The sequence below is a fragment of the Azospirillum humicireducens genome (genome assembly GCF_001639105.2).
Classification (GTDB): Bacteria; Pseudomonadota; Alphaproteobacteria; order Azospirillales; family Azospirillaceae; genus Azospirillum; species Azospirillum humicireducens.
This window is the reverse complement of record NZ_CP015285.1, coordinates 2,204,663-2,224,748: the sequence shown is the minus strand read 5'-3', so window position 1 is coordinate 2,224,748 and position 20,086 is coordinate 2,204,663. Positions and strand designations below refer to the sequence as shown.

Here is a 20,086-nt window from a genome sequence, read left to right as displayed (position 1 = left end):
TTTTCTTGTGGTGTTTCCGGAAAGGCGCTGCCGGGTCAGGCAGCGCTGGGCTTGCGGCGCAGCGGGGTGTTGCCGCCGGGGGTTCCGGCGGCGCGCGGCGCCTGCTTGCCGCTGCCATTGCCCCCATGGTTGTTGCCGTGCGAAACGGCGTGTGGAGCCGGGCGGCGGTCATGCCGGTTCTGGTCGTTGCGGGCGGCGTCAGGCCGCGGCGCCCCGGCCGGCTTGATGGCCTTTTGCGGGGCCTTGGCGGCCGACGCGACCGGCTTTGGCTGCGCCGCCTTGGCGGGGGCCGCCGGCTTCGGCGCTGCGTTGGAAGCGGCGTTTCTGGGGCGGGCCTGCTGCTGGTTGCGGTTGTTCTGGTTGCGGTTGCTGCCCGGCGCCTTGGGGCGGGGCGGCGGCTTGCTGGAGGCGTGGATCTGCGCCACGTCCACCGCGTGATAGGGGTGGTCGGTGTCGGCCGGGATCGGTTGACGGATCGTCTTCTCGATGTCCTTCAGGTAGCCGACCTCTTCATGGTCGCAGAAGGAGACCGCGCTGCCGTCGGTGCCGGCACGCGCTGTCCGGCCGATGCGGTGGACGTAGCTTTCCGGCTCGTTGGGCAGGTCGAAGTTGATGACGTGGCTGATGCCGTCGATGTCGATGCCGCGGGCGGCGATGTCGGTCGCCACCAGCGCCCGCAACTCGCCGGCGCGGAAGCTTTCCAGCGCGCGGACGCGGGCCGACTGCGACTTGTCGCCATGGATGGCGTCGGCGGCGATGCCCGCCTTCTTCAGGTGGTCGGCGATGCGGTCGGCGCCGTGCTTGGTGCGGGCGAAGACGATGGTGCGGGCCATCGCCGAATCCTCGAGCAGGTCGGCCAGCAGGCGGCGCTTGTCGCTGCGCTCCACGAACAGGACGCGCTGGTTGATGCGCTCCACCGTGGTCGATTGCGGCGTCACCTCGATGCGCTCGGCATCGGTCAGGATGCTGTTGGCCAGATCGACCACGGCGTCCGGCATGGTGGCGGAGAACAGCAGGGTCTGCCGTTCCTTCGGCAGCACTGCGACCACCTTCCGCACATCACGGATGAAGCCCATGTCGAGCATGCGGTCGGCTTCGTCCAGTACGAACACCTCGATCTGGTCGAGGCGGACATGGTTCTGCGCCATCAGGTCGAGCAGGCGGCCGGGGGTGGCGATCAGCACCTCCGTCCCGCGGGCGATGGCGGCGACCTGCGGGCTTTGGCCGACGCCGCCATGGATGACGGTGCGGCGGATCGGCAGATGGCGGCCGTAGGTGGTGAAGCTGTCACCGATCTGCAGCGCCAGTTCCCGCGTCGGGGTCAGGATCAGCGTGCGCGGCGACTTGGCGGCCACGCGCTTCTTGTTCTGGAACAGCCGCTGCAGGATGGGCAGCGTGAAGGCTGCGGTCTTGCCGGTGCCGGTCTGGGCCAGGCCCAGAACGTCGCGGCCGGCCAGCAGGAGCGGGATGGCGCCGGCCTGGATCGGCGTGGCCGTGGAGTATCCCTCCTCCGCGACGGCGCGCAGAAGAGGCTCGATCAGGCCGAGGCCGGAGAATTCGGTCATGGAAGCGATGGTCCTGGTCACCAGAATGGGGGCCGCGCCAGGAGGGAGCGGCCGGGCTTGCGCGCTCCGCGGCGGGTTGGCGCGGAGCCGTCGGGCGGCGGGCGATCGGGCGCGCGCAAGTCCTGCGCGGCGCCGGACGCCGTCCGACCCCGGACAGATAGGGCCGGTGGCTTGATTTGGCAAGAAATCTCGGCGCGCGGCAGAAGTGCGTCGTCTGGTTTGGGGAGGGGAGGGGCGCGGACCGGTGCCGCGATGCCGCGGCAAATGGTCGCGCCCCGGAGCCGGACTGGAGGTGCTTACGGCTTCTTGATGACGCCGCAGGCGATGCGGTCGCCGGAGTTGCCGGCGGGCTGGCTGAGATAATCGTCGGGCTGGGCGTGGATGATGATCGAAGTGCCGCCCTGCTTGAACAGGCCGTTCGGTTCGTCGGTCAGTGTGACCATGTGGGTGATCGCCTCGAAGCCGGCCTTGCCGGCCTCGTTGGCCCAGATGTTGGGAAGCTCGCCGTAGTGCATGTGCTGCGCCTCAAGCCCGTGCTTGGAGCCCTGGGCGCCGAAATGGCCGCCGGCCGCCTTGAAGTCGGGCGTGCAGGCGCCGTTCTCGTGGATGTGGATGCCATGCCAGCCCGGCGGCAGCCCTTCCAGCTGGCCATGGACCAGGATGCCGTGCGGGAAGCGGGTGAAGGTGACGGTCCCCAGCGGCTTGCCCTGGGCATCGGCGACGGCGGCCTGGGCGGCGGGAGCGGGAGCCGGGGCCGACTGCTGGGCCAGGGCCGGGGCGGCGAACAGCGACAGGCCGGCGATCAGCAAGGCCTGCGTCGTCGCGATCCGGGGCGGGTGGGCACGGGTCATGCGGGTGAGTCCTCCATCTTGACCGGGCCAGGGGTGGCGCCGGCGGGTTCAGCGACTTTCCGTCGCTGCGAAACCGCTCTGGGATTGCGAACGGTTTTCAGTATGATGGGGGTCTCGGGAAGCAAAGACCAGGGTTGGGGTGATGACGTCGCGTCTGGAAGCGTTGTGTATGGAGAAGGGGCTGAAGATGACCGGGCAGCGCCGTGTCATCTCGCAGGTGTTGTCGGACGCCGACGACCATCCCGATGTGGAGGAGGTGCATCGCCGGGCCGTGCAGATCGACCCGCGCATTTCCATCGCCACGGTGTACCGCACCATGCGGCTGCTGGAGGACGCGCAGGTGATCGAGCGCGTCGACCTGGGCGATGGCCGTGCGCGGTACGAGGAGGCGACGGCCGACCACCACCACCACCTGATCGACACCCGCACCGGGCGGATCATCGAGTTCGCCAGCCCGGAGCTGGAGGCGCTGAAGGAACGCATCGCCCGCGAACTCGGCTACAAGATCGTCGGCCACCGGCTGGAGATCTACGGCGTGCCCCTGGATGAGGAGGAGCGTCCATGACCGATCCCCGTTTTTCCGGGCCGGAGCAGCCGATCGTCGACGCCATCGCCTGCCGCGATGCGGTGCAGCGCTGCTATTCCGGCTTGTGCCGCTGCGGCCAGCCGGAACGTTATGCGCTGGAGGCGGCGGTCACCGTCTACCGCTACCACCATCCGGAAATCCCGCCGGCCCAGGCGGAAACCATCGTCAGCCATTGGGTGGCGGGGCCGGTCCGGCACTGATGTATGAAAATAGTCCTTGATCATCACAGAATAAAATCCTAGAACCGATCTCGTCAAGGCGACAGGTCCGCCCCCGGACCTTGATGCCCGACAGATCCAAAGCTCTCCCCTCGCTTCGGTCCGAAAAGGGCCGGTTGGACACTCGAAAGTCCGGCCGGCCCTTTTTTGTTTTCGCGTTTCGCCCGCGGCCGGCGCTGCGCCTTGCGCGCGGTCCCGACAACCGGGTGGCGGAACGACTCCTCCCGCCACGCCGTCGCGGGATCCGCAGGAACGCGAAAGGAAAAATCCGTATGTCGACCAGCATCGCCCAGGCGTTCGTCAAGCAGTTCGAACGCGAGGTCCACGAGGCCTACCAGCGTATGGGTTCCAAGCTGCGCAACACGGTGCGCAGCAAGAACAACGTGCAGGGCGCCTCCACCGTCTTCCAGAAGGTCGGCAAGGGCGCCGCCTCCACCAAGTCGCGCCACGGCGCGGTCCCGGTGATGAACCTGGACCACACCCCGGTCGAATGCGCGCTGTATGATTTCTATGCCGGCGACTGGGTCGACCGGCTGGACGAACTGAAGACCAACATCGACGAGCGCCAGATCATCGCCAATGCCGGCGCCTATGCGCTGGGGCGCAAGACCGACGAACTTCTGATCGCCGAACTGGACAAATCCGTCAACTATGCCGGCAGCGCCACCGACGGGCTGACCAAGGCCAAGATCCTGGCCGCCTTCGAGATGATGGGCGAGGCTGATGTGCCGGACGACGGCCAGCGCTTCGCCGTCGTCGGCTGGAAGCAGTGGAGCCAGCTGCTGGGCATCGAGGAGTTCGCCAGCTCCGACTATGTCGGTTCCGACGAGCTGCCCTGGCGCGGCACCCAGGCCAAGCGCTGGCTCGGCACGCTGTGGCTGCCGCACTCCGGCCTGACGCTGAGCGGCACTGTCCGACTCTGCCACTGGTATCACAAGACGGCGGTCGGCCACGCGGCGGGCGCCGACGTGAAGACCGACATCACCTGGCACGGCGACCGCGCGGCGCATTTCGTCAACAACATGATGAGCCAGGGCGCCGCGCTGATCGACACCACCGGCGTGGTGACGCTGCGCTGCCTGGAGAGCTGAGAGAGTGTGAGTTTCCCTCTCCCGTCCCGGGAGAGGGCATTTCCCCCCCTCCAAATTCCGGAGTCTGCAATCCATGGCCTATGCGTCCAAGGATTTGAGCGTGCTTGCCTATGCGAACGGCTTCACGCTCTGGCACTACACCACCCGCGACGTGGCGACCGACGTCGACACCGCCGGCTATTTCAATGGGGCGGCCGACCTGTTGCGGGTGGGCGACATGCTGCTGGCGAACTGCGCGGTCGGCGCTGCCGCACCGGCGACCGGCGTCCTGGTGGTGGCGGCTAGCGCCAACGGGGCGGTCGATGTCGCCAACCTGACGCCGTTCGGCAGCGCCAACAGCGACTGATCCGCCGAAGGGGAAAGGCGCCGCACGTCGACCATCGAGGGCGGCGCCTTTCCGAAACCCTGGAAAGGGAGACCGTCCATGGCCCTGACCGCCATCGGCCTGTGCGGCCGCGCGCTGATCAAGCTCGGCGCCACCGCCATCGCCTCCTTCGACGACGGCTCCGCCGAGGCGGAGGTGGCCGCCGCCCTCTATGCGCCGACGCGCGACGCGCTGCTGTCGGCCAATGCCTGGAGCTTCGCCAGCGTCCAGGCGACGCTGCCGCGGCTGGCCGAACCGCCGGTCGCCGATTATGCCTGCGCCTTCCAGTTGCCGGCCGATTTCCTGCGGGCGCTGGGGGCGGGGGGCGACGGGCGGGGGCGCGGCCTGTCCTATCGCATCGTCGGGCGGACGCTGCTCTGCGATGCCGGCGCCGTCACCCTGTCCTACATCGGCCGTCCGGCGGAGGAGCATTTCCCCGCCTTCTTCGATCAGGCGCTGATCGCGCGCCTCGCCGCCGAGTTCTGCCTGCCGCTGACCGAAAGCTCGACGCGGGCGGAGCTGCTGGCCCAGCTGGCCGAAAGCGAGTTCCGCCGTGCCCGCCAGATCGACGCCCAGCAGGACAGCCAGCCCGGCTTCGAGGACTTCACCCTGATCGACGTGAGAGCGTGAAGGGGCGAGAGCATGAAGGGGAGGACGTTATGGGACGGCTGCATCAGGTCAAGACCAACTTCACCGCCGGCGAGGTGTCGCGCCGCCTGCTGGGGCGCGGCGACCTCAAGGCCTATGACAACGGCGCGTTGGCCCTGCGCAACCTGTTCATCGACCCGACCGGCGGGGTGACGCGACGGTCCGGCCTTGCCTTCACCGCGCTGGCCCGCGGCGACGGGCGGCTGGTGGCGTTCGAGCGGAACAGCGAACAGACCTATCTGCTGGTCTTCACCGACCGCTGGATCGACGTGTTCCAGGGCGGGAGCAAGCTGGCGTCGGTTGCCGCGCCCTGGACGTTGACGCAACTGGCGCAGATCACCTGGACGCAGAGCGCCGACACGCTGCTGGTCTGCCATCCCGACCTGCCGCCGCGCAAGCTGACGCGCGGCGACGATGGGGCCTGGACCCTGGCGGAGTGGGCCTTTGCGGTGGAAGGGGAACTGGTGCGGACGCCCTTCCACCGCTTCGGAGACCCGGCGGTGACGGTGACGCCATCGGGGACCGGCGGCGCGATCACCGTCACCGCCTCGGCCCCCGTTTTCGACCCGCGCCACGACGGCACCCGCATCCGCATCAAGGGCAAGCAGTTGCAGGTGACCGGCGTGGTGTCGGCGACGCAGGTCAACGCCACGGTCAAGGAAACGCTGGCCGACACCCAGCCGACGACGGCTTGGGAGGAGCAGGCCTTCTCGGCAATGCGCGGCTGGCCGGTGTCGGCGGCCTTCCACCAGGACCGGCTGGTGATCGGCGGATCGCGCGACCTGCCCAACCGGCTGTGGCTGTCGCGCTCCGCCCAGATCTGGAACTTCGATCTGGGCGAGGGGCTGGACGATCAGGCCATCGAGTTCGGCATCCTGTCCGATCAGGTGAACGCGGTGCGCGCCGTCTTCTCCGGCCGGCATCTGCAGGTCTTCACGTCGGGCGCCGAATATATGGTGACCGGCGACCCGCTGACCCCGCAGAGCATGCAGGTCAACCGGCAGACGCGCATCGGCTCGCCGATGGACCGCGCCATCCCGCCGCGCGACGTGGAGGGGGCGACGCTGTTCGTGCCGCGCAACCGGCGCGAAATCCGCGAGTTCCTCTACACCGACACCGAGGCGGCCTATCAGGCGAACGACCTCGCCCTGCTGGCCCGCCATCTGCTGTCCAGCCCGCGCGACCAGGATTACGACCAGAACCGCCGGCTGCTGTTCGTCGCGATGGAGGACGGCACGCTGGGGGCGCTCACCGCCTACCGGGCGGAGAATGTCACCGCCTGGACCCTGCTGGAGACCGATGGGGCGGTGCGCTCCGTCGCCGCGGTCGGGGACGAGGTCTATACGCTGGTGGAGCGCCGTGGGGTGTGGACCGTCGAGCGGTTCGACGATGCGCTGAACCTGGATGCGGCCATCACCGCCGAGCGCGGTGACGCAACTGCGGTGTGGGGCGGGCTGGCGCATCTGGAGGGACGGACGGTCGCAATCGTCGCCGACGGGGTGGTGCGCAATCCGGCCACGGTCCAGGCCGGCAGCATCACGCTCGATCCGCAGGCGCGCAGGGTCGAGATCGGGCTGCCCTATACCCACCGGATCGTACCGCTGCCGCCCAACCTGCTGGGGCAGGCGACCGGAGCCGACATCGTCCGGCTGGTCGCCGTCACCTTCCGGCTGGAGGAGACGGCGGCGCTGCGCGTCGATCTGGGGCGCGGGTTGCAGGAACTTCCGCTTCACCGGCTGGGGCCGCAACCCACCGGCGGGGTGCCGCCGCGCGTGTCGGGGGACCGCCGGCTGCGGACGCTCGGCTGGCGCCACGACACCAATGTCCCGCTGTGGCGCATCGAACAGGATGCGCCGCTGCCCTTCACGCTGCTTTCCGTGACCATGGAATTGAAGGTGAACGACTGATGGGTGGAATCGCTCCCCTCGTGTCCACGGCACTGCCGCTGGCGAACTCGGTCATCGGTACCGTGCGCAGCGCCAATGCCGGCCAGTCCGGTGCCGCAGCCCAGCAGGCCGCCGCGGCACAGGCTGCTGCCGAACTGGAATACAAGCGCCAGCAGGACGCGGCACAGGCCGCCGCCGCGCAGGCGGCGCTGGAACAGAAATACCGCGAGGAAGCAGCGGCAGCCGAACGCGACGCCCAGGCCGCCGCTGTCGCCCGCCAGCAGCAGGCCCAGCTGGAGGCCGAGGCGCAGGCCCGCCAGTGGGCGCATGACGCCGAGTTGCGTCAACAGGAGCAGGAGCTTCAGCGTCAGAAGGACGAAACCGCGGCTGCTGCTGCGGCGGCGGCGCGGGCCAAGGAGATGGACGATTACCGCGCCACCCAGGAGCAGACGCTGGCCCAGCTGCGCGCCGGCCAGGACGAGGCCGTCCGCGCGAAGGAGGCCGATGCGCAGACCCAGCTCGCCCAGCTGACCGCTGCGGCGGATGCCGCCGAACAGCGGCGGCTGGCGGCACTGCGTCAGGCGGTCAGCAAGACCCGCGCCGGGCTGGGTGCGCGGGGCGTCACCGCGCAGGACGGGTCGGGCGAGGCGATCCTGCTGGGTCTGACCAATTCCAGCGAAACCGAGCGCAAGGACGCCCAGGCGACCGACCAGTTGAAGCGCGCCGCCATCCAGCAGGGGCTGGACGAGGCCAGGCGCCGCAACCTGCTGGAGTTGTCGCAACTGGCCGACCGTCAGCGACTGGAATACATGAGCAAGTTCTTTTGAGGAACGGCTCCATCCTCCGGAGACCACCCGATGTCCACGCCGCTTCTCATCCCGCGCGGAACCCCGCGCGTCCAGTATCTTGCAGACGGCATGCAGCGGGTCTTCACCTACCCGTTTCCGATCTTTGCCGACGAGGATCTCCAGGTCTTCCTGGGCGCGGCGCTCCAGAGCACCGGCTATGCGGTCAGCGGAGCCGGTGCGACGGCCGGCGGGGCGGTGACCTTTGGCGCCGCACCGGCGGAGGGCACGATCGTCCTGCTGCGCCGCCGCCTGCCCATCGAACGGCGCAGCGATTTCGGCGAGAGCGGGCCGCTGCCCGCCGCCGCCCTCAATGGCGAGCTGGACCGGCTGACGGCGATGCTCCAGCAGGTGGCGGGCGATCAGGAGCTGATGCTGCGCTATGGCGACAGCGACCTGCCGGCCTCCCCCCTGCTGCCGGAGCGGGGGTTGCGCCAGGGCAAGCTGCTGGCCTTCGACAGCGCCGGCAACCCGACGATCCGCCCGCCGGTGGACGAGGAGGCGCTGGCGACCTATGTGCCGCCGGGGGCGGGAGCGACCGCCCGGCCGGTGCGCGACAAGCTGGCCGATCTCGTGTCGGTGAAGGATTTCGGCGCGGTGGGCGACGGTCTGGTCGACGACACGCTGGCCTTGCAGGCGGCGTTGACCTCCGCCCGTGCCGTGTTCGTGCCGCCGGGCAGCTACCGCATCGCCAACACGCTGACGCTCGGTTATGGGCAGACGCTGTACGGGGCGGGGCAGGGATCGGTGATCCGCGGGGCGTCCAACGGCTTCGACCTGATCCATCTGCCGGACGGCTACGCCACCCTGTCGGGCCTGCGGCTGGAGCAGGGCAAGGCAGGAGTGCGGCTGTTCGGGCGTGATGGGCCTTGCGTGCAGAACAGCCTGACCGACCTGACGCTGTGGGAGCCGGAGGTCGGGCTGGTCTTCGACGGCTATATCGACCCGAACCTGCCCTGCTATTGGAACAACATCGCCCGCGTGCTGGTGGCGCGGCCGTCGCGCCATGGGGTGTGGCTGACGCGGACGGGGGCGGGCGACACGCCGAACGCCAACCGGTTCCATGCGGTGCGGGTCTATTCGCTGTCGGCACCGATGACCGGCTGCGGTTTCTTCGTGGAGCAGGGGCGCTTCAACAACGCCTTCTTCGACTGCGAGGCCAATCTGTGGCCGGGAGCGGAGGCCTGTTTCCGTGTCGGCGCCGTCACCGACAAGACGCTGATCGTGAATTTCTACGCCGAGTCGCTGGGCGCGCTGCCGAACCTGCAGCTGGATGCCGGGTCGGTGGAGACGGCGGTCGTCAACCTGTTCTCCGCTGCCGCCGGACCGGCGATCCTCGACCGCTCGGGCGGGCAATACACCGCTGTCAATGCCGGCTATCCGGAGAAGAACCGGCTGCAGCGCTGCCGCGTCACCGAGCTGGTGGTGGAGGCGATGCGGTACGACACCGACTATGTCGAGCCGGTCAATGGCGGGGCGGTGGCGCTGGACCTGCGCAGTTCCGTCTATCTGGCCAGCGCCTATGGCGGGCCGGTGGAGTTGCGTCTACCGAAGGCGGAGGACGCCAACGGCCATGCGGTGACGATCAAGCGCACCGATGCCTCGGCCAACCCGCTGACGGTGACGGAGACCGGCGGACCGGGGCCGGACGGGCGGATGCTGTCGCTCGGCAACCGGTACGATTTCGTCACGCTGGTGTCGAACGGGGCCGGCTGGTGGATCGTCGCCGGCAACAGCCAGCCGGGCAACGCCCGCTATCACGATACCCCCGGCCTGTTCGAGCCGGATTTGAACCAGCAGCTCTATCTGGTCAGCGCCTGGAACGGGGCGGTGGAGGTGCGTCTGCCGGCGCCGTCGGCGCCGCATGCAGTGGGGCGGACGGTCACCGTCAAGAAGTCCGACACCGGCGGCAACCGCGTCACCGTCACCCAGTCCGGCGGCGGCGGGCCGGACAGCGAGGCCATTGCGCTGACCGCCCAAGGCCATGCGGTGACGGTGATGTCGAACGGCGCCGGCTGGCACATCCTGGGGCGGAATCCATGAGGGCGGGGAAGGAGGACAGCTTCTTCGGCTTCGTCGACGGCTGGAACAGGATGGTCGAACTGAAGACCCCCGCCCACCATGCGCGGATGACGGGATGGCTGGAGGAGCATATGGCCGGGCAGAACCGGCGCATGCTGCTGATGGCCTTCCGCGGGTCGGGCAAATCCACCCTGGTCGGGCTGTTCGCGGCCTGGCTGCTGCTGCGCGATCCCAACCGCCGGCTGCTGGTGCTGGCCGCCGACATGCGGCTGGCGACGAAGATGGTGCGCAACGTCAAGCGCATCCTGGAACGCCATCCCGGCTGCGCCCACCTGAAGCCGCCGGCCAGGGAGCGCGACCAATGGGCGGCCGACCAGTTCACGGTGGTGCGGCCGATGGAACTGCGCGACCCATCGATGGCGGCGGCCGGCATCGGCGGCAACATCACCGGCAGCCGCGCCGACGTGGTGATCTGCGACGACGTGGAGGTGCCGCGCAATGCCGATACCGGGATCAAGCGTGCAGCGTTGCGCGAGCGTCTGTCGGAACTGGAGTATGTGCTGGTGCCGGGCGGGGCGCAGCTCTATGTCGGCACGCCGCATGCGCAGGACAGCCTCTATGCCGAGGAGACCGACGACGGCAGCCCGCCCTTCCTGGACGGGTTCGAACGGCTGGTCCTGCCGGTCTATACCGAGGACGCCGAGGGAAACCGCACCTACACCTGGAAGGAGCGCTTCGGCGAGGCGCATGTCGCCCGCATCCGCAAGTCCACCGGCCCCAACAAATTCACCAGCCAGATGCTGCTGCGTCCGGTCAGTGCCGCCGACGGCATGCTGGATGTCGCCAAGCTCGGCCGCTACGACGCGGAGCTGGTCTATCGCGAGGCGCTGGGCCGCGCGGTGCTGACGCTGGGCGGAGTGCGGATGGTTTCCGCCTCCTGCTGGTGGGACCCGGCCTTCGCCCGGCTGGAAGCGGACGGCAAGGCGAAAAGCGGTGACGGCAGCGTGGTCGCCGTGGTTTTCGGCGGCGCCGACAAACACTTCTACCTGCACCGGGTGCTGTATCTGACGGTCGATCCCCGGTTGGAAGAGACGGAAGCCGATCAGCAATGCGGGCAGGTCTCCCGCCTGCTCGCCGACAACCACCTGCCGTCGATCCATATCGAGATCAACGGCTTGGGCCGCTTCCTGCCCGGCCTGCTGCGTGAACGGCTGCGCAATGACCGGCTGGCCGTCGGCGTGGTCGAGCAGACCAGCCGCAAGCCCAAGGCCCAGCGGATCGCGGAGGCCTTCAACGCCCTGATGGCCGACCGCCGCCTGCTGGCCCACCGGTCGGTGTGGGACACGCCGCTGATCCGTGAAATGCGCGACTGGCGCCCGGACGGCCGTTACCGCGGACCTGACGACGGCCTGGACGCTGTGGCCGGCTGCCTCGGAGCCGAGCCCTTCCGCTTCGAAGACGTGGCGCCCGCTCCCGAACGCCGCCCCGATTGGCGGGGTGTCGGCACGGTGGTGGCGCCGTCGGATTGGGAGCTTTGAGTCCTTTCCTCACCTCAACCACAGGAGACCCCGATGCACGACACCCTGACCGGAGGCCTGGATCTCGCCTGGTGGATCACCGCCGTCGAACTGCCGGCGATGGGCGGGCTGTTCTGGCTGATCGCGCGTGTGCGCAAGGATGCCGACAGCGCTCTGGACGAGTTGCGCGCGCGGGCGGAGGAGGCTCAGGCGCAGGTGCGCGAGAGTCTCGCCGCCTACAAGCTGGAGGTCGCGAAGACCTATGTCTCCTTCGCGACCCTCAAGGATGTGGAACAGCGCCTGACCGACCATCTGCTGCGGATCGAGACCAAGCTCGATTCGGGCTTCCTGCCGTTCGAGGCCGGACGGCGCTGACCTTCGGCTGCCGCGACGGGCTGACGGGTCAGTCGGCGTGGTGGATCATCGCCTGGTAGATCTTCCAGGCCACCTCGACCGACACGCCGCCGGCCCGCGCGCCCGCCGCCAGCATGGTGGCGCTCGGCTTCAGCGGGACCGCGGTCTGACCCGGCTCGCACAGCGCGCCCATGGCGGTGACCGAGGCGCCCAGGTCCGTGTCGCAGGACTGGGTCTTCTTCATCAGGCTCATGGAAATCGCGTTCATGGCGGGTCCTCCGTTGACTTGCTTCTGTCACAGCAAAAGCGATGCCAACCTGCGAAGGTGGCTTCAGCGCTTGGAATCGCGGGGGTTGAACTGGATGGTCCGCCGTTTCAGCAGGAATGAAGGCGCCGGAAACTCAAAAATACCCGCAAAATGCCGAATAGTTTCGAGTGTGCTTTGCAAAATGCAACGCGCGACGCGTGCGGGATTGCATTCGGTGAATCGATCTTGCGTTGCGGCAGAGGCCCGGCCTGACTGGACCGGGCCGGACACCCCGCACCGCCGGTAACTGCGGCTTTCAGGCTGCGGCTTTGATGTATCTGGCCGGTGGCCGCGCCTTGGGATAGTGTCCGACCATCATGACCGACCGAATCATCCACCACATGTGCCGCGCGGACGAGTGGGACGCCGCCCGCCAGGCCGGCAGCTACCCGGGTTCGTCGCAGGATGTCCAGGACGGCTTCATCCATTTCTCCACCGCCGGACAGGTGGTGGAGAGTGCCGCCAAGCATCGCGCCGGCCAGGACGGCCTGCTGCTGCTGACGGTGGACGCCGACCGGCTGGGTGCCGCCCTGCGTTGGGAACCTTCGCGCGGCGGACAGCTGTTTCCGCATCTGTACGGGCCGTTGCCGGTGGACACCGTGCTGCGGGTCGACCCGCTGCCGCTGGGGCCGGATGGGCGCCACGTCTTCCCCGCCGGCTTTCCCTTCACCCTCCAGGACCTCGTTCCGTGATCGACCTCTATCCGCTTGCCGGGCCGCTGCTGTTCCGCTTCGACCCCGAGACCGCGCATGGCCTGACCATCAAGGCGCTGAAGACCGGGCTGGTCCCGCCGGCCCGTGGCAAGGACGAACCGGCGCTGCACACCCGCGTCTGGGGGCTGGACTTCGCCAACCCGGTCGGGCTCGCCGCCGGCTTCGACAAGAATGCCGAAGTGGTCGACGCCATGCTGAATCTCGGCTTCGGCTTCGTCGAGCCCGGAAGCGTCACCCCGCGGCCCCAGCCCGGCAACCCGCGTCCCCGCCTGTTCCGGCTGGTGGAGCAGCGGGCGGTCATCAACCGCATGGGCTTCAACAACGAAGGGCTCGAAGCCTTCGCCCAGCGGCTGGAACGCCGCCGCGACCTGGGCAAGCAGGCCCCCGGCATCGTCGGCGCCAACCTGGGCAAGAACAAGGACACGGTGGACGCCGCCGACGATTACGTGATCGGCGTGCGCCGGCTGGCGCCGCTGGCCGACTATCTGGTCGTCAACGTCTCGTCCCCCAACACGCCGGGCCTGCGCGCGCTGCAGGGCCGCGACCCGTTGCGCGCCCTGCTGGATCGGGTGCTGGAAGCGCGGGCGTCCTGCGGCCTGACCCGCAATCCGCCGCTGCTGCTGAAGATCGCGCCCGACCTGACGGTGGAGGACAAGAGCGACATCGCCGCGGTGGCGCTGGAGTCCGGCATCGACGGCCTGATCGTCTCCAACACCACCATCGCCCGGCCCGACAGCATCCCGGCGGCGATGCGCAGCGAGGCCGGCGGCCTGTCCGGCCGTCCGCTGTTCGAGCCGTCGACCTCCGTCCTGCGCGAGATCTACGCGCTGACCGGCGGCAAGCTGCCGATCGTCGGGGTGGGCGGCGTGGCGACCGGCGAGGACGCCTATGCCAAGATCCGGGCCGGCGCCTCGCTGGTCCAGCTCTATTCGGCGATGGTCTATGCCGGGCCGGCGGTGGTCCACCGCATCCGTCGCGAGCTGGCGGAGCTGCTGCGCCGCGACGGCTTCAGCTCGGTCGCCGAGGCGGTGGGGGCCGATCTCCGCTGATCCCGCGCAGGGCGGAGCCGGCAGCGGCGTAGCATTAACGGATCGTCAAGCGGGTGCCCCGACAGTGATCGGGGATGTCCGCCCGGTCCGTGCCATGCTCGTGCCGAAGGCTCCGCATCCGATGAAGGCCCTGACCGCCGATCTCCGATCCGGCCCTGCCCTTTTCACCAGTGTGATTCCCGCGATGACCTTGCTGACGCACCTTGTCTATGCGCTGGCTTACCTGATCGCCGGAATTTCGGCCGGCGCCGCCCTGTGGGCGCTACGCCCGGAGGCCGATCCGCTGGTGGCGTGGCTGGCCGGCGCGCTGGTGGTTCTGGCCGGGGCGCTGGTGCATGATGTGGTGACCCGGCTGGAGCGCGAGAGCAAGGCTGCCCGCCGCATTGCCCGGCTGAGCGACCGTGTGGAGGAGCTGGCCCATCTGCTGGAGCAGCGCCCTGCATCGGACCATGGCGCCGCGCCGGAAAGCAGCGCGCGCTACGATGCGGTGATGCAGGAGGTGAAGCTCCTGCAGTCGCTGGTCGCCCGCCTGACCGAGCGGCGCGCTCCGCGCCCGCCGGCGCCCAGCAGCGACCCCGGCGGCACGCCCGGCGGCGCGCGCCGTCCGGCCGCGACGCCGTCCCCCGCTCCACAGCCGGCTCCGCCCGCCGCCGCGCCCATGGACGATGCCGCCGTTCTGGAGGCGGTCCGCGACGCGCTGAAGGCCGACCGCATCGACGTCTATCTCCAGCCCATCGTCAGCCTGCCGCAGCGCAAGCATCGCTTCTACGAGGTGTTCTCGCGCGTGCGGTCGGCCGATGGGCAGCAGATCATGCCCGACCGCTATCTCGACATTGCCGAGCGCGAGGGGCTGATCGCCACCATCGACAATCTCCAGCTGGTGCGCTGCGTCCAGCTGATCCGCGAGACGGAGCGGCGCCAGCACGCCATCGGCTTCTTCGCCAACATCTCTGCCGCGACGCTGGCCGATGCGGAGTTCATGCGCCAGTTCCTGAACATGATGGCGCAGAACCACGCCCTGGTGCCGAAGCTGGTCTTCGAGCTGAGCCAGCATGCCCTGAGCGTCGGCGGGGCGGTGACGATGGGCATCCTGTCGCAACTGGCGCGGCTCGGCTTCCGCTTCTCGATGGATCAGGTGACCGACCTCGGCATCGATTTGGACCGGCTGCTGCGCCACGAGTTCCGTTGCATCAAGCTGGACCGCGCGCTGGTGCTCGACCCCGCCAACGCCGAACGGATCCGTGAGTTGCGCCGCCGTTGCGCCGCCGAGGGCATCGACCTGATCGTCGAGAAGATCGAGACCGAGAACCAGCTGGTCGAGGTGCTCGACACCGGCTTCGACTTCGGCCAGGGCTACCTGTTCGGCGAACCGCGGCTGAGCCGGAAGCCGGAGTGAGAGGGCGTTAGACCCCCCCCTAACCCTCCCCCGCTCAGCGGGGGAGGGTTAGGGTGGGGGCAAGTGCTTGGGCAGCGCTTGCCTTGATTTCCGCCACCGCGCTTGACATTCCCCCACGCGGCGATGGAAATTTCGCGTTCCCGGTCCTGTCCGGGCACCCGATGCGGGTGAGACCAACACTAGTAAATGGTGACTTCGGTGACGTCCAACATCGCCATCACGCTGCCCGACGGCAGCGTGCGGGAGTTCGACCGGCCGGTGACGGGGCTCGAGATTGCCCAGTCCATCGGTTCGCGCCTGGCCAAAGATGCGCTTGCCGTCAAGATCGACGGCACGGTGAAGGACCTCACCACCACCGTCACTACCAACGCCAAGATCGAGATCGTCACGCGCACCCACGCCGACGCTCTCGAGGTCATCCGCCACGACGCCGCCCATGTGCTGGCCGATGCGGTGCAGAAGCTCTATCCCGGCACGCAGGTCACCATCGGCCCGTCGATCGCCACCGGCTTCTATTATGACTTCGCGCGCGACGAGCCGTTCACGCCCGAGGATCTGGAGAAGATCGAGGCGAAGATGCGCGAGATCGTCGGGGCCGACATCCCCATCGTCCGCGAGGTCTGGGACCGCGACGAGGCGGTCGCCTACTTCAAGAATCTCGGCGAGCATTACAAGGCCGAGCTGATCGAGGCGATCCCGCAGGGCGAGCCGGTGTCGATCTACCGCCAGGGCGACTGGCTGGATCTGTGCCGCGGGCCCCATGCCATGACCACCGGCAAGGTCGGGCAGGGCTTCAAGCTGATGAAGGTGGCCGGCGCCTACTGGCGCGGCGACAGCCGCAACCCCATGCTCCAGCGCATCTACGGCACCGCCTGGCGCGACGAGAAGGAGCTGAAGGCCTACCTGCACCAGATCGAGGAGGCGGAGAAGCGCGACCACCGCAAGCTGGGCAAGGAACTCGACCTGTTCCATGTGCAGGAAGAGGCGGTCGGCTCGGTCTTCTGGCATCCGAAGGGCTGGACGCTCTACCGGACGCTGGAAACCTACATCCGCACCAAGCTGAAGGCCGCCGGCTATGTCGAGGTCAAGACGCCGCAGCTGATCGACAGCTCGCTGTTCAAGGCGTCGGGCCACTGGGACATGTATGGCGACAACATGTTCAAGGTGGAGGCTGACGGCGGCGAGAAGCTGCTGGGCATCAAGCCGATGAACTGCCCCGGCCATGTCCAGATCTTCCGCCACGGCCTGCGCTCCTACCGCGACCTGCCGATCCGCATGGCGGAGTTCGGCGCCTGCCACCGCAACGAGCCGTCGGGCGCGCTGCACGGCATCATGCGCGTGCGCGCCTTCACCCAGGACGACGCCCATATCTTCTGCACCGAGGATCAGGTGCAGAGCGAAGCGGCCGAGTATTTCAAGCTGCAGCTCGGCGTCTACAAGGATCTGGGCTTCGACAAGATCTCGGTGAAATTGGCGCTGCGTCCGGACGTCCGCACCGGCGCCGACGAGCTGTGGGACCGCGCCGAAGGGGCGCTGGCCCAGGCGCTGCGCGACGCCGGGCTGGAGTATGAGGAACTGCCGGGCGAGGGCGCCTTCTACGGTCCGAAGGTGGAATTCCACCTGACCGACGCCATCGGCCGGACCTGGCAGTGCGGCACGCTGCAGTACGATCCGAACCTGCCGGAACGCCTCGATGCCAGCTACATCGGCGAGGATGGCGCGCGCCACCGGCCGATCATGCTGCACCGCGCGATCCTGGGGTCGATGGAGCGCTTCATCGGCATGCTGATCGAACATTATGCTGGCAAGTTCCCGCTGTGGCTGTCGCCGGTCCAGGTGACCGTCGCCACCATCACCAGCGAGGCCGATGGTTATGCCGAGGAAGTCGCCGCCCTGCTGAAACGCAAGGGCCTGCGCGTCGAACTCGACACCCGCAACGAGAAGATCAACCTGAAGGTCCGCGAGCACAGCCTGCAGAAGGTGCCGCTGATGCTGGTTGTCGGAAAGCGGGAAGCGGATGAACGGACGGTCGCGCTGCGCGTGCTGGGTGGTAAGGATCAGGAAATTCTTGCCCTTGACGCCGCTGTGGCTAAACTTGTCGAGGAAGCGAGATCGCCTGCCGGCGAGACCGTGACCGATTCGCCGTTTTAACCGACCGCGTGACGCCGCCGGCCGTTCCTCTGGACGGCCGGCTTCCGCGTGGTTTCAGACCATGGAGAAGCGTCCATAGCCAGGATTCCGTCCGAAGCCGCCCCGACCCGCGATGGCCCGCGGGTTAACCGGGAGATCTCGGCTCGTTCCGTTCGTCTCGTCGGTGCCGATGGCGAGATGATCGGGGTGGTGTCGTTGCGCGATGCCTTGCTGGCCGCTGAGGATGCCGGCCTCGACCTGGTCGAGGTGGCTCCCCAGGCGGAACCGCCTGTCTGCAAAATCCTCGACTATGGCAAGTTCAAGTATGAGGCGCAGAAGAAGGCGAACGAAGCCCGCAAGAAGCAGAAGATCATCGAGGTCAAGGAGATCAAGCTCCGGCCCAACATCGATGACAACGACTATGACGTGAAGATGCGCTCGGCGCGCCGTTTCCTTGAGGAAGGCGACAAGGTCAAGGTGACCATGCGCTTCCGCGGCCGTGAAATGGCGCACCAGGATCTGGGTATGAACGTGCTGGTCCGCGTCCGCGACGAGCTGGACGAACTGGCAAAGGTCGAGCAGATGCCGAAGCTCGAAGGCCGCCAGATGGTCATGGTGCTCGCCCCGCGCTGAGGTGGGATCAGGTCACGAAAAAGGCCCGTCCGGTGTGCCGGACGGGCCTTTTCCTTTGCCGGATGCGGCAGTGCGGTTCCCCAACCGGTCCTCACCGCAGCGGCCGGTCGTCGACGATCACGACATAGCAGGTGTGGCGGGTGTATTTGGCGCAATTGTCCAGGGCGCCGCGGCGGGCGGCATCCTCGCTGGACATGCCGGACTTCCAGCCGAAGGCGCCGTCCCGCGACACCGCGAAGGCCTTGCGGCCGGGGGCTTCGACATAGGCGCCGAATTTGGACCGGTTGGCGTCCGACAGTTCGGGCGGCGGCTCCAGCCTGACGGATGTGCCGCGTGGTCCCTCCTGTACGGCGGGTGCCGCCATGTCGGCACCGGCGCCCGCCGGGCGGTCGTTCAGATAGGCGATGCGGCAGCTTTGCCGTGTGTGCATCGCGCAGGTCTCCAAGGCTCCCTTCTGCGCCTCGTCCAGGCTGCGCAGGCCGGATTTCCAGCCATAGGCGCCGTCGGGCGACACGGCGAAGGCCTTGTTGCCGCCGGCCGCGACATAGGCGGGGAACTTGGACCGGTTGGCGGCGGACAGTTCGGGCGGCGGCGGCAGGGCCGGCAGGGTCAGCGCGATGGGCGTCCGGCGCGGCACCAGGCCGTTCTGCGCCAGGAACCGGTCGACCATCGGCGTCCAGTCCTGGATGCCGGCGGTGAAGAAGGAATGTCCGTCCCTGCCATGGGGCGGTGCGGCGATGAACTCGCCCCGGCCGCCCTCGCGGGTGAAGGCCTCCCACAGGCGGCTCGCGAGATCCGGGCCGAAGAACAGGTCGTTCTCCGCATAGACCCACAGGTTCGGAACGGGCGAGCTGCGGCCCAGCGTGCCGAAGGCGGCAACCAGCCGCTCCTCCCGGCAGACCTCATTGTCGGCGATGGAGCCGCGGCCGCCGGCGAAGCTGATCACCGCCCGCAGCCCCGGCGGCGGGTCGGCGCTCAGCGCGACGCTGGCAAGGCCGCCGGCCGACACTCCCACCGCAATGATCCGGCCGGCATCGGCGTAGGGCTGGGCCGACAGATAGCGGACCGCCTGACGCAAATCCTCGGCGCTCTGCCGGGCGGAGTGCAGATAGTCGGGGTTGTTGCAGGAACCGGTCGACTCGCTGTAGGGCCCGTCCGATCCGCCATAGCCGCGCCGCAGCACCACCGCCGTCGCCCAGCCGCGCCGGGCGAATTCACGGGCTTCCGGCAGGAAGCGCAGCGGCGTCAGCTGGGCCCGATCCGCCGGATCGCGCGGCGTGCCATGGCTGATGATCGCGATGGGGTAGGGGCCGGGACCGTCGGGCCGGACCAGCATCGCCTCCAGCGTGGCGGACGTGCCGTCTGGAAAGCGCGCGGGGATCGACAGCGGCGTCTGCACCAGCCCTTCGGCCAGGGCCGGTCCGCACCATGACAGCAAGAACAGCAGGACGATCAGGCGGCGCAGGGTCATGACGGGCGCAGTCTCCGCAAGGCAAGGATCCTGCGCCTTTGTACGCGATCTTGGGCTTGGCGTCAGTGGGGGAGGTGGCGGGGTGTCGGCTGGCGATTGCCCCCTCCCTAGCCCTCCCCCACCTGCGGTGGGAGAGGGAACTGCCGCCGCTCCGCGTTCAACTCCCTCTACCGCCGAAGGCGGGGGAGGGAAGGGGGCCATGCGTCAGCATGGGAAGGGAGGGGGCCGTGCTTCCTCCTCACTCCACCCCCTGCCGCGCCACCCGCAGCGCTTCCGCCAGCACCTCCGGGTCGCCGATATGGTTGGCGAGCAGCAGGATCAGCTTGGCGTTCAGGCGGGTGCTCTGGTCGGGAGTCAGGTCGCGGTGGCTGTCGATCAGCAGTTGATAGGCATCGTCCGGGCTGGCGAAGCGCTGCTCGGTCATCAGTTCGGCCATGGGT

Annotated in this window: 20 protein-coding genes; 15 read left to right on the top strand and 5 right to left on the bottom strand. The window is 68.6% G+C overall.

The features are described from left to right. Positions 1–35: 35 nt before the first annotated feature. Positions 36–1,565: a DEAD/DEAH box helicase gene (locus A6A40_RS10365; protein ID WP_063635329.1), complete on the bottom strand. Its 1,530-nt coding sequence runs from the start codon at positions 1,563–1,565 to the stop codon at positions 36–38. Between the two features lie 296 nt (positions 1,566–1,861). Continuing rightward, positions 1,862–2,416, bottom strand: coding sequence for a superoxide dismutase family protein (locus tag A6A40_RS10360; RefSeq protein WP_063635328.1), 555 nt, complete (start codon positions 2,414–2,416; stop codon positions 1,862–1,864). Between the two features lie 142 nt (positions 2,417–2,558). Between A6A40_RS10360 and A6A40_RS10355 the strand changes: the two genes are divergently transcribed. The 10 genes from A6A40_RS10355 (at position 2,559) to A6A40_RS10310 (ending at position 11,968) form a co-directional block, all read left to right on the top strand. Further along, on the top strand, positions 2,559–2,981 hold the full coding sequence (locus A6A40_RS10355) for a Fur family transcriptional regulator (protein ID WP_063635327.1): 423 nt from the start codon (positions 2,559–2,561) through the stop codon (positions 2,979–2,981). Then, positions 2,978–3,202, top strand: a complete 225-nt coding sequence (locus A6A40_RS10350; protein ID WP_063635326.1) for a hypothetical protein — start codon at positions 2,978–2,980, stop codon at positions 3,200–3,202. Before A6A40_RS10355 ends, A6A40_RS10350 begins: the two co-directional genes overlap by 4 nt. A 290-nt stretch (positions 3,203–3,492) precedes the next feature. Beyond that, the gene (locus A6A40_RS10345) at positions 3,493–4,311 is read left to right on the top strand and encodes a phage capsid protein (protein WP_063635325.1); all 819 of its coding nucleotides are present in this window, start codon (positions 3,493–3,495) and stop codon (positions 4,309–4,311) included. A 73-nt stretch (positions 4,312–4,384) separates the two neighbouring features. Beyond that, positions 4,385–4,657 carry a hypothetical protein gene (locus A6A40_RS10340; RefSeq protein WP_063635324.1) on the top strand — a complete coding sequence of 91 codons (273 nt, stop codon included), beginning with the start codon at positions 4,385–4,387 and terminating at the stop codon, positions 4,655–4,657. Between the two features lie 78 nt (positions 4,658–4,735). Further along, complete coding sequence (locus A6A40_RS10335) at positions 4,736–5,305, top strand: phage connector family protein (RefSeq protein WP_063635323.1); 570 nt, start codon at positions 4,736–4,738, stop codon at positions 5,303–5,305. Between the two features lie 29 nt (positions 5,306–5,334). Further along, entirely contained in the window at positions 5,335–7,230 is a 1,896-nt protein-coding gene (locus A6A40_RS10330) for a phage tail protein (RefSeq protein ID WP_063635322.1), read from the top strand. A gap of 20 nt (positions 7,231–7,250) precedes the next feature. Then, the gene (locus A6A40_RS10325) at positions 7,251–8,036 is read left to right on the top strand and encodes a hypothetical protein (RefSeq protein ID WP_146191555.1); all 786 of its coding nucleotides are present in this window, start codon (positions 7,251–7,253) and stop codon (positions 8,034–8,036) included. A 30-nt stretch (positions 8,037–8,066) separates the two neighbouring features. Beyond that, positions 8,067–10,097 carry a glycosyl hydrolase family 28-related protein gene (locus tag A6A40_RS10320; protein WP_063635320.1) on the top strand — a complete coding sequence of 677 codons (2,031 nt, stop codon included), beginning with the start codon at positions 8,067–8,069 and terminating at the stop codon, positions 10,095–10,097. Further along, positions 10,094–11,614, top strand: a complete 1,521-nt coding sequence (gene terL / locus A6A40_RS10315) for a phage terminase large subunit (RefSeq protein WP_063635319.1) — start codon at positions 10,094–10,096, stop codon at positions 11,612–11,614. The genes A6A40_RS10320 and terL overlap by 4 nt, the downstream gene beginning before the upstream one ends. A 33-nt stretch (positions 11,615–11,647) precedes the next feature. After that, positions 11,648–11,968, top strand: coding sequence for a hypothetical protein (locus tag A6A40_RS10310; RefSeq protein ID WP_063635318.1), 321 nt, complete (start codon positions 11,648–11,650; stop codon positions 11,966–11,968). A 28-nt stretch (positions 11,969–11,996) separates the two neighbouring features. On the opposite strand, the gene A6A40_RS10305 is transcribed toward A6A40_RS10310, so the two are convergent. Beyond that, on the bottom strand, positions 11,997–12,215 hold the full coding sequence (locus A6A40_RS10305; RefSeq protein WP_063635317.1) for a hypothetical protein: 219 nt from the start codon (positions 12,213–12,215) through the stop codon (positions 11,997–11,999). A 356-nt stretch (positions 12,216–12,571) separates the two neighbouring features. Here A6A40_RS10305 and A6A40_RS10300 point away from each other — a divergent pair, with 356 nt between their 5' ends. The 5 genes from A6A40_RS10300 (at position 12,572) to infC (ending at position 18,175) form a co-directional block, all read left to right on the top strand. Beyond that, entirely contained in the window at positions 12,572–12,946 is a 375-nt protein-coding gene (locus A6A40_RS10300; RefSeq protein WP_063635316.1) for a DUF952 domain-containing protein, read from the top strand. Continuing rightward, positions 12,943–14,016 (top strand): quinone-dependent dihydroorotate dehydrogenase, encoded by a 1,074-nt coding sequence (locus A6A40_RS10295; protein ID WP_063635315.1) that lies wholly within the window; start codon positions 12,943–12,945, stop codon positions 14,014–14,016. Before A6A40_RS10300 ends, A6A40_RS10295 begins: the two co-directional genes overlap by 4 nt. Positions 14,017–14,200: 184 nt before the next feature. After that, positions 14,201–15,412, top strand: a complete 1,212-nt coding sequence (locus A6A40_RS10290; protein WP_236783631.1) for an EAL domain-containing protein — start codon at positions 14,201–14,203, stop codon at positions 15,410–15,412. A gap of 186 nt (positions 15,413–15,598) precedes the next feature. Continuing rightward, positions 15,599–17,563, top strand: a complete 1,965-nt coding sequence (thrS, locus tag A6A40_RS10285; RefSeq protein ID WP_063635314.1) for a threonine--tRNA ligase — start codon at positions 15,599–15,601, stop codon at positions 17,561–17,563. Between the two features lie 84 nt (positions 17,564–17,647). Continuing rightward, positions 17,648–18,175, top strand: a complete 528-nt coding sequence (gene infC, locus A6A40_RS10280) for a translation initiation factor IF-3 (RefSeq protein ID WP_063636222.1) — start codon at positions 17,648–17,650, stop codon at positions 18,173–18,175. Between the two features lie 91 nt (positions 18,176–18,266). Here the strand turns inward: infC and A6A40_RS10275 are convergent, their stop codons facing one another. Beyond that, entirely contained in the window at positions 18,267–19,646 is a 1,380-nt protein-coding gene (locus A6A40_RS10275; RefSeq protein ID WP_063635313.1) for a CocE/NonD family hydrolase, read from the bottom strand. A 238-nt stretch (positions 19,647–19,884) separates the two neighbouring features. Then, the gene (locus A6A40_RS10270) at positions 19,885–20,082 is read right to left on the bottom strand and encodes a DUF2783 domain-containing protein (RefSeq protein WP_063635312.1); all 198 of its coding nucleotides are present in this window, start codon (positions 20,080–20,082) and stop codon (positions 19,885–19,887) included. Positions 20,083–20,086: the final 4 nt, after the last annotated feature.

Excerpts from the sequence above, each read along its gene's own strand:
- A6A40_RS10365 (WP_063635329.1), bottom strand. The coding sequence starts at position 1,565 with ATGACCGAATTCTCCGGCCTCGGCCTGATCGAGCCTCTTCTGCGCGCC.
- A6A40_RS10360 (WP_063635328.1), bottom strand. The coding sequence starts at position 2,416 with ATGACCCGTGCCCACCCGCCCCGGATCGCGACGACGCAGGCCTTGCTG.
- A6A40_RS10355 (WP_063635327.1), top strand. The coding sequence starts at position 2,559 with ATGACGTCGCGTCTGGAAGCGTTGTGTATGGAGAAGGGGCTGAAGATG.
- A6A40_RS10350 (WP_063635326.1), top strand. The coding sequence starts at position 2,978 with ATGACCGATCCCCGTTTTTCCGGGCCGGAGCAGCCGATCGTCGACGCC.
- A6A40_RS10345 (WP_063635325.1), top strand. The coding sequence starts at position 3,493 with ATGTCGACCAGCATCGCCCAGGCGTTCGTCAAGCAGTTCGAACGCGAG.
- A6A40_RS10340 (WP_063635324.1), top strand. The coding sequence starts at position 4,385 with ATGGCCTATGCGTCCAAGGATTTGAGCGTGCTTGCCTATGCGAACGGC.
- A6A40_RS10335 (WP_063635323.1), top strand. The coding sequence starts at position 4,736 with ATGGCCCTGACCGCCATCGGCCTGTGCGGCCGCGCGCTGATCAAGCTC.
- A6A40_RS10330 (WP_063635322.1), top strand. The coding sequence starts at position 5,335 with ATGGGACGGCTGCATCAGGTCAAGACCAACTTCACCGCCGGCGAGGTG.
- A6A40_RS10320 (WP_063635320.1), top strand. The coding sequence starts at position 8,067 with ATGTCCACGCCGCTTCTCATCCCGCGCGGAACCCCGCGCGTCCAGTAT.
- terL (WP_063635319.1), top strand. The coding sequence starts at position 10,094 with ATGAGGGCGGGGAAGGAGGACAGCTTCTTCGGCTTCGTCGACGGCTGG.
- A6A40_RS10310 (WP_063635318.1), top strand. The coding sequence starts at position 11,648 with ATGCACGACACCCTGACCGGAGGCCTGGATCTCGCCTGGTGGATCACC.
- A6A40_RS10305 (WP_063635317.1), bottom strand. The coding sequence starts at position 12,215 with ATGAACGCGATTTCCATGAGCCTGATGAAGAAGACCCAGTCCTGCGAC.
- A6A40_RS10300 (WP_063635316.1), top strand. The coding sequence starts at position 12,572 with ATGACCGACCGAATCATCCACCACATGTGCCGCGCGGACGAGTGGGAC.
- A6A40_RS10290 (WP_236783631.1), top strand. The coding sequence starts at position 14,201 with ATGACCTTGCTGACGCACCTTGTCTATGCGCTGGCTTACCTGATCGCC.
- thrS (WP_063635314.1), top strand. The coding sequence starts at position 15,599 with ATGGTGACTTCGGTGACGTCCAACATCGCCATCACGCTGCCCGACGGC.
- A6A40_RS10275 (WP_063635313.1), bottom strand. The coding sequence starts at position 19,646 with ATGACCCTGCGCCGCCTGATCGTCCTGCTGTTCTTGCTGTCATGGTGC.
- A6A40_RS10270 (WP_063635312.1), bottom strand. The coding sequence starts at position 20,082 with ATGGCCGAACTGATGACCGAGCAGCGCTTCGCCAGCCCGGACGATGCC.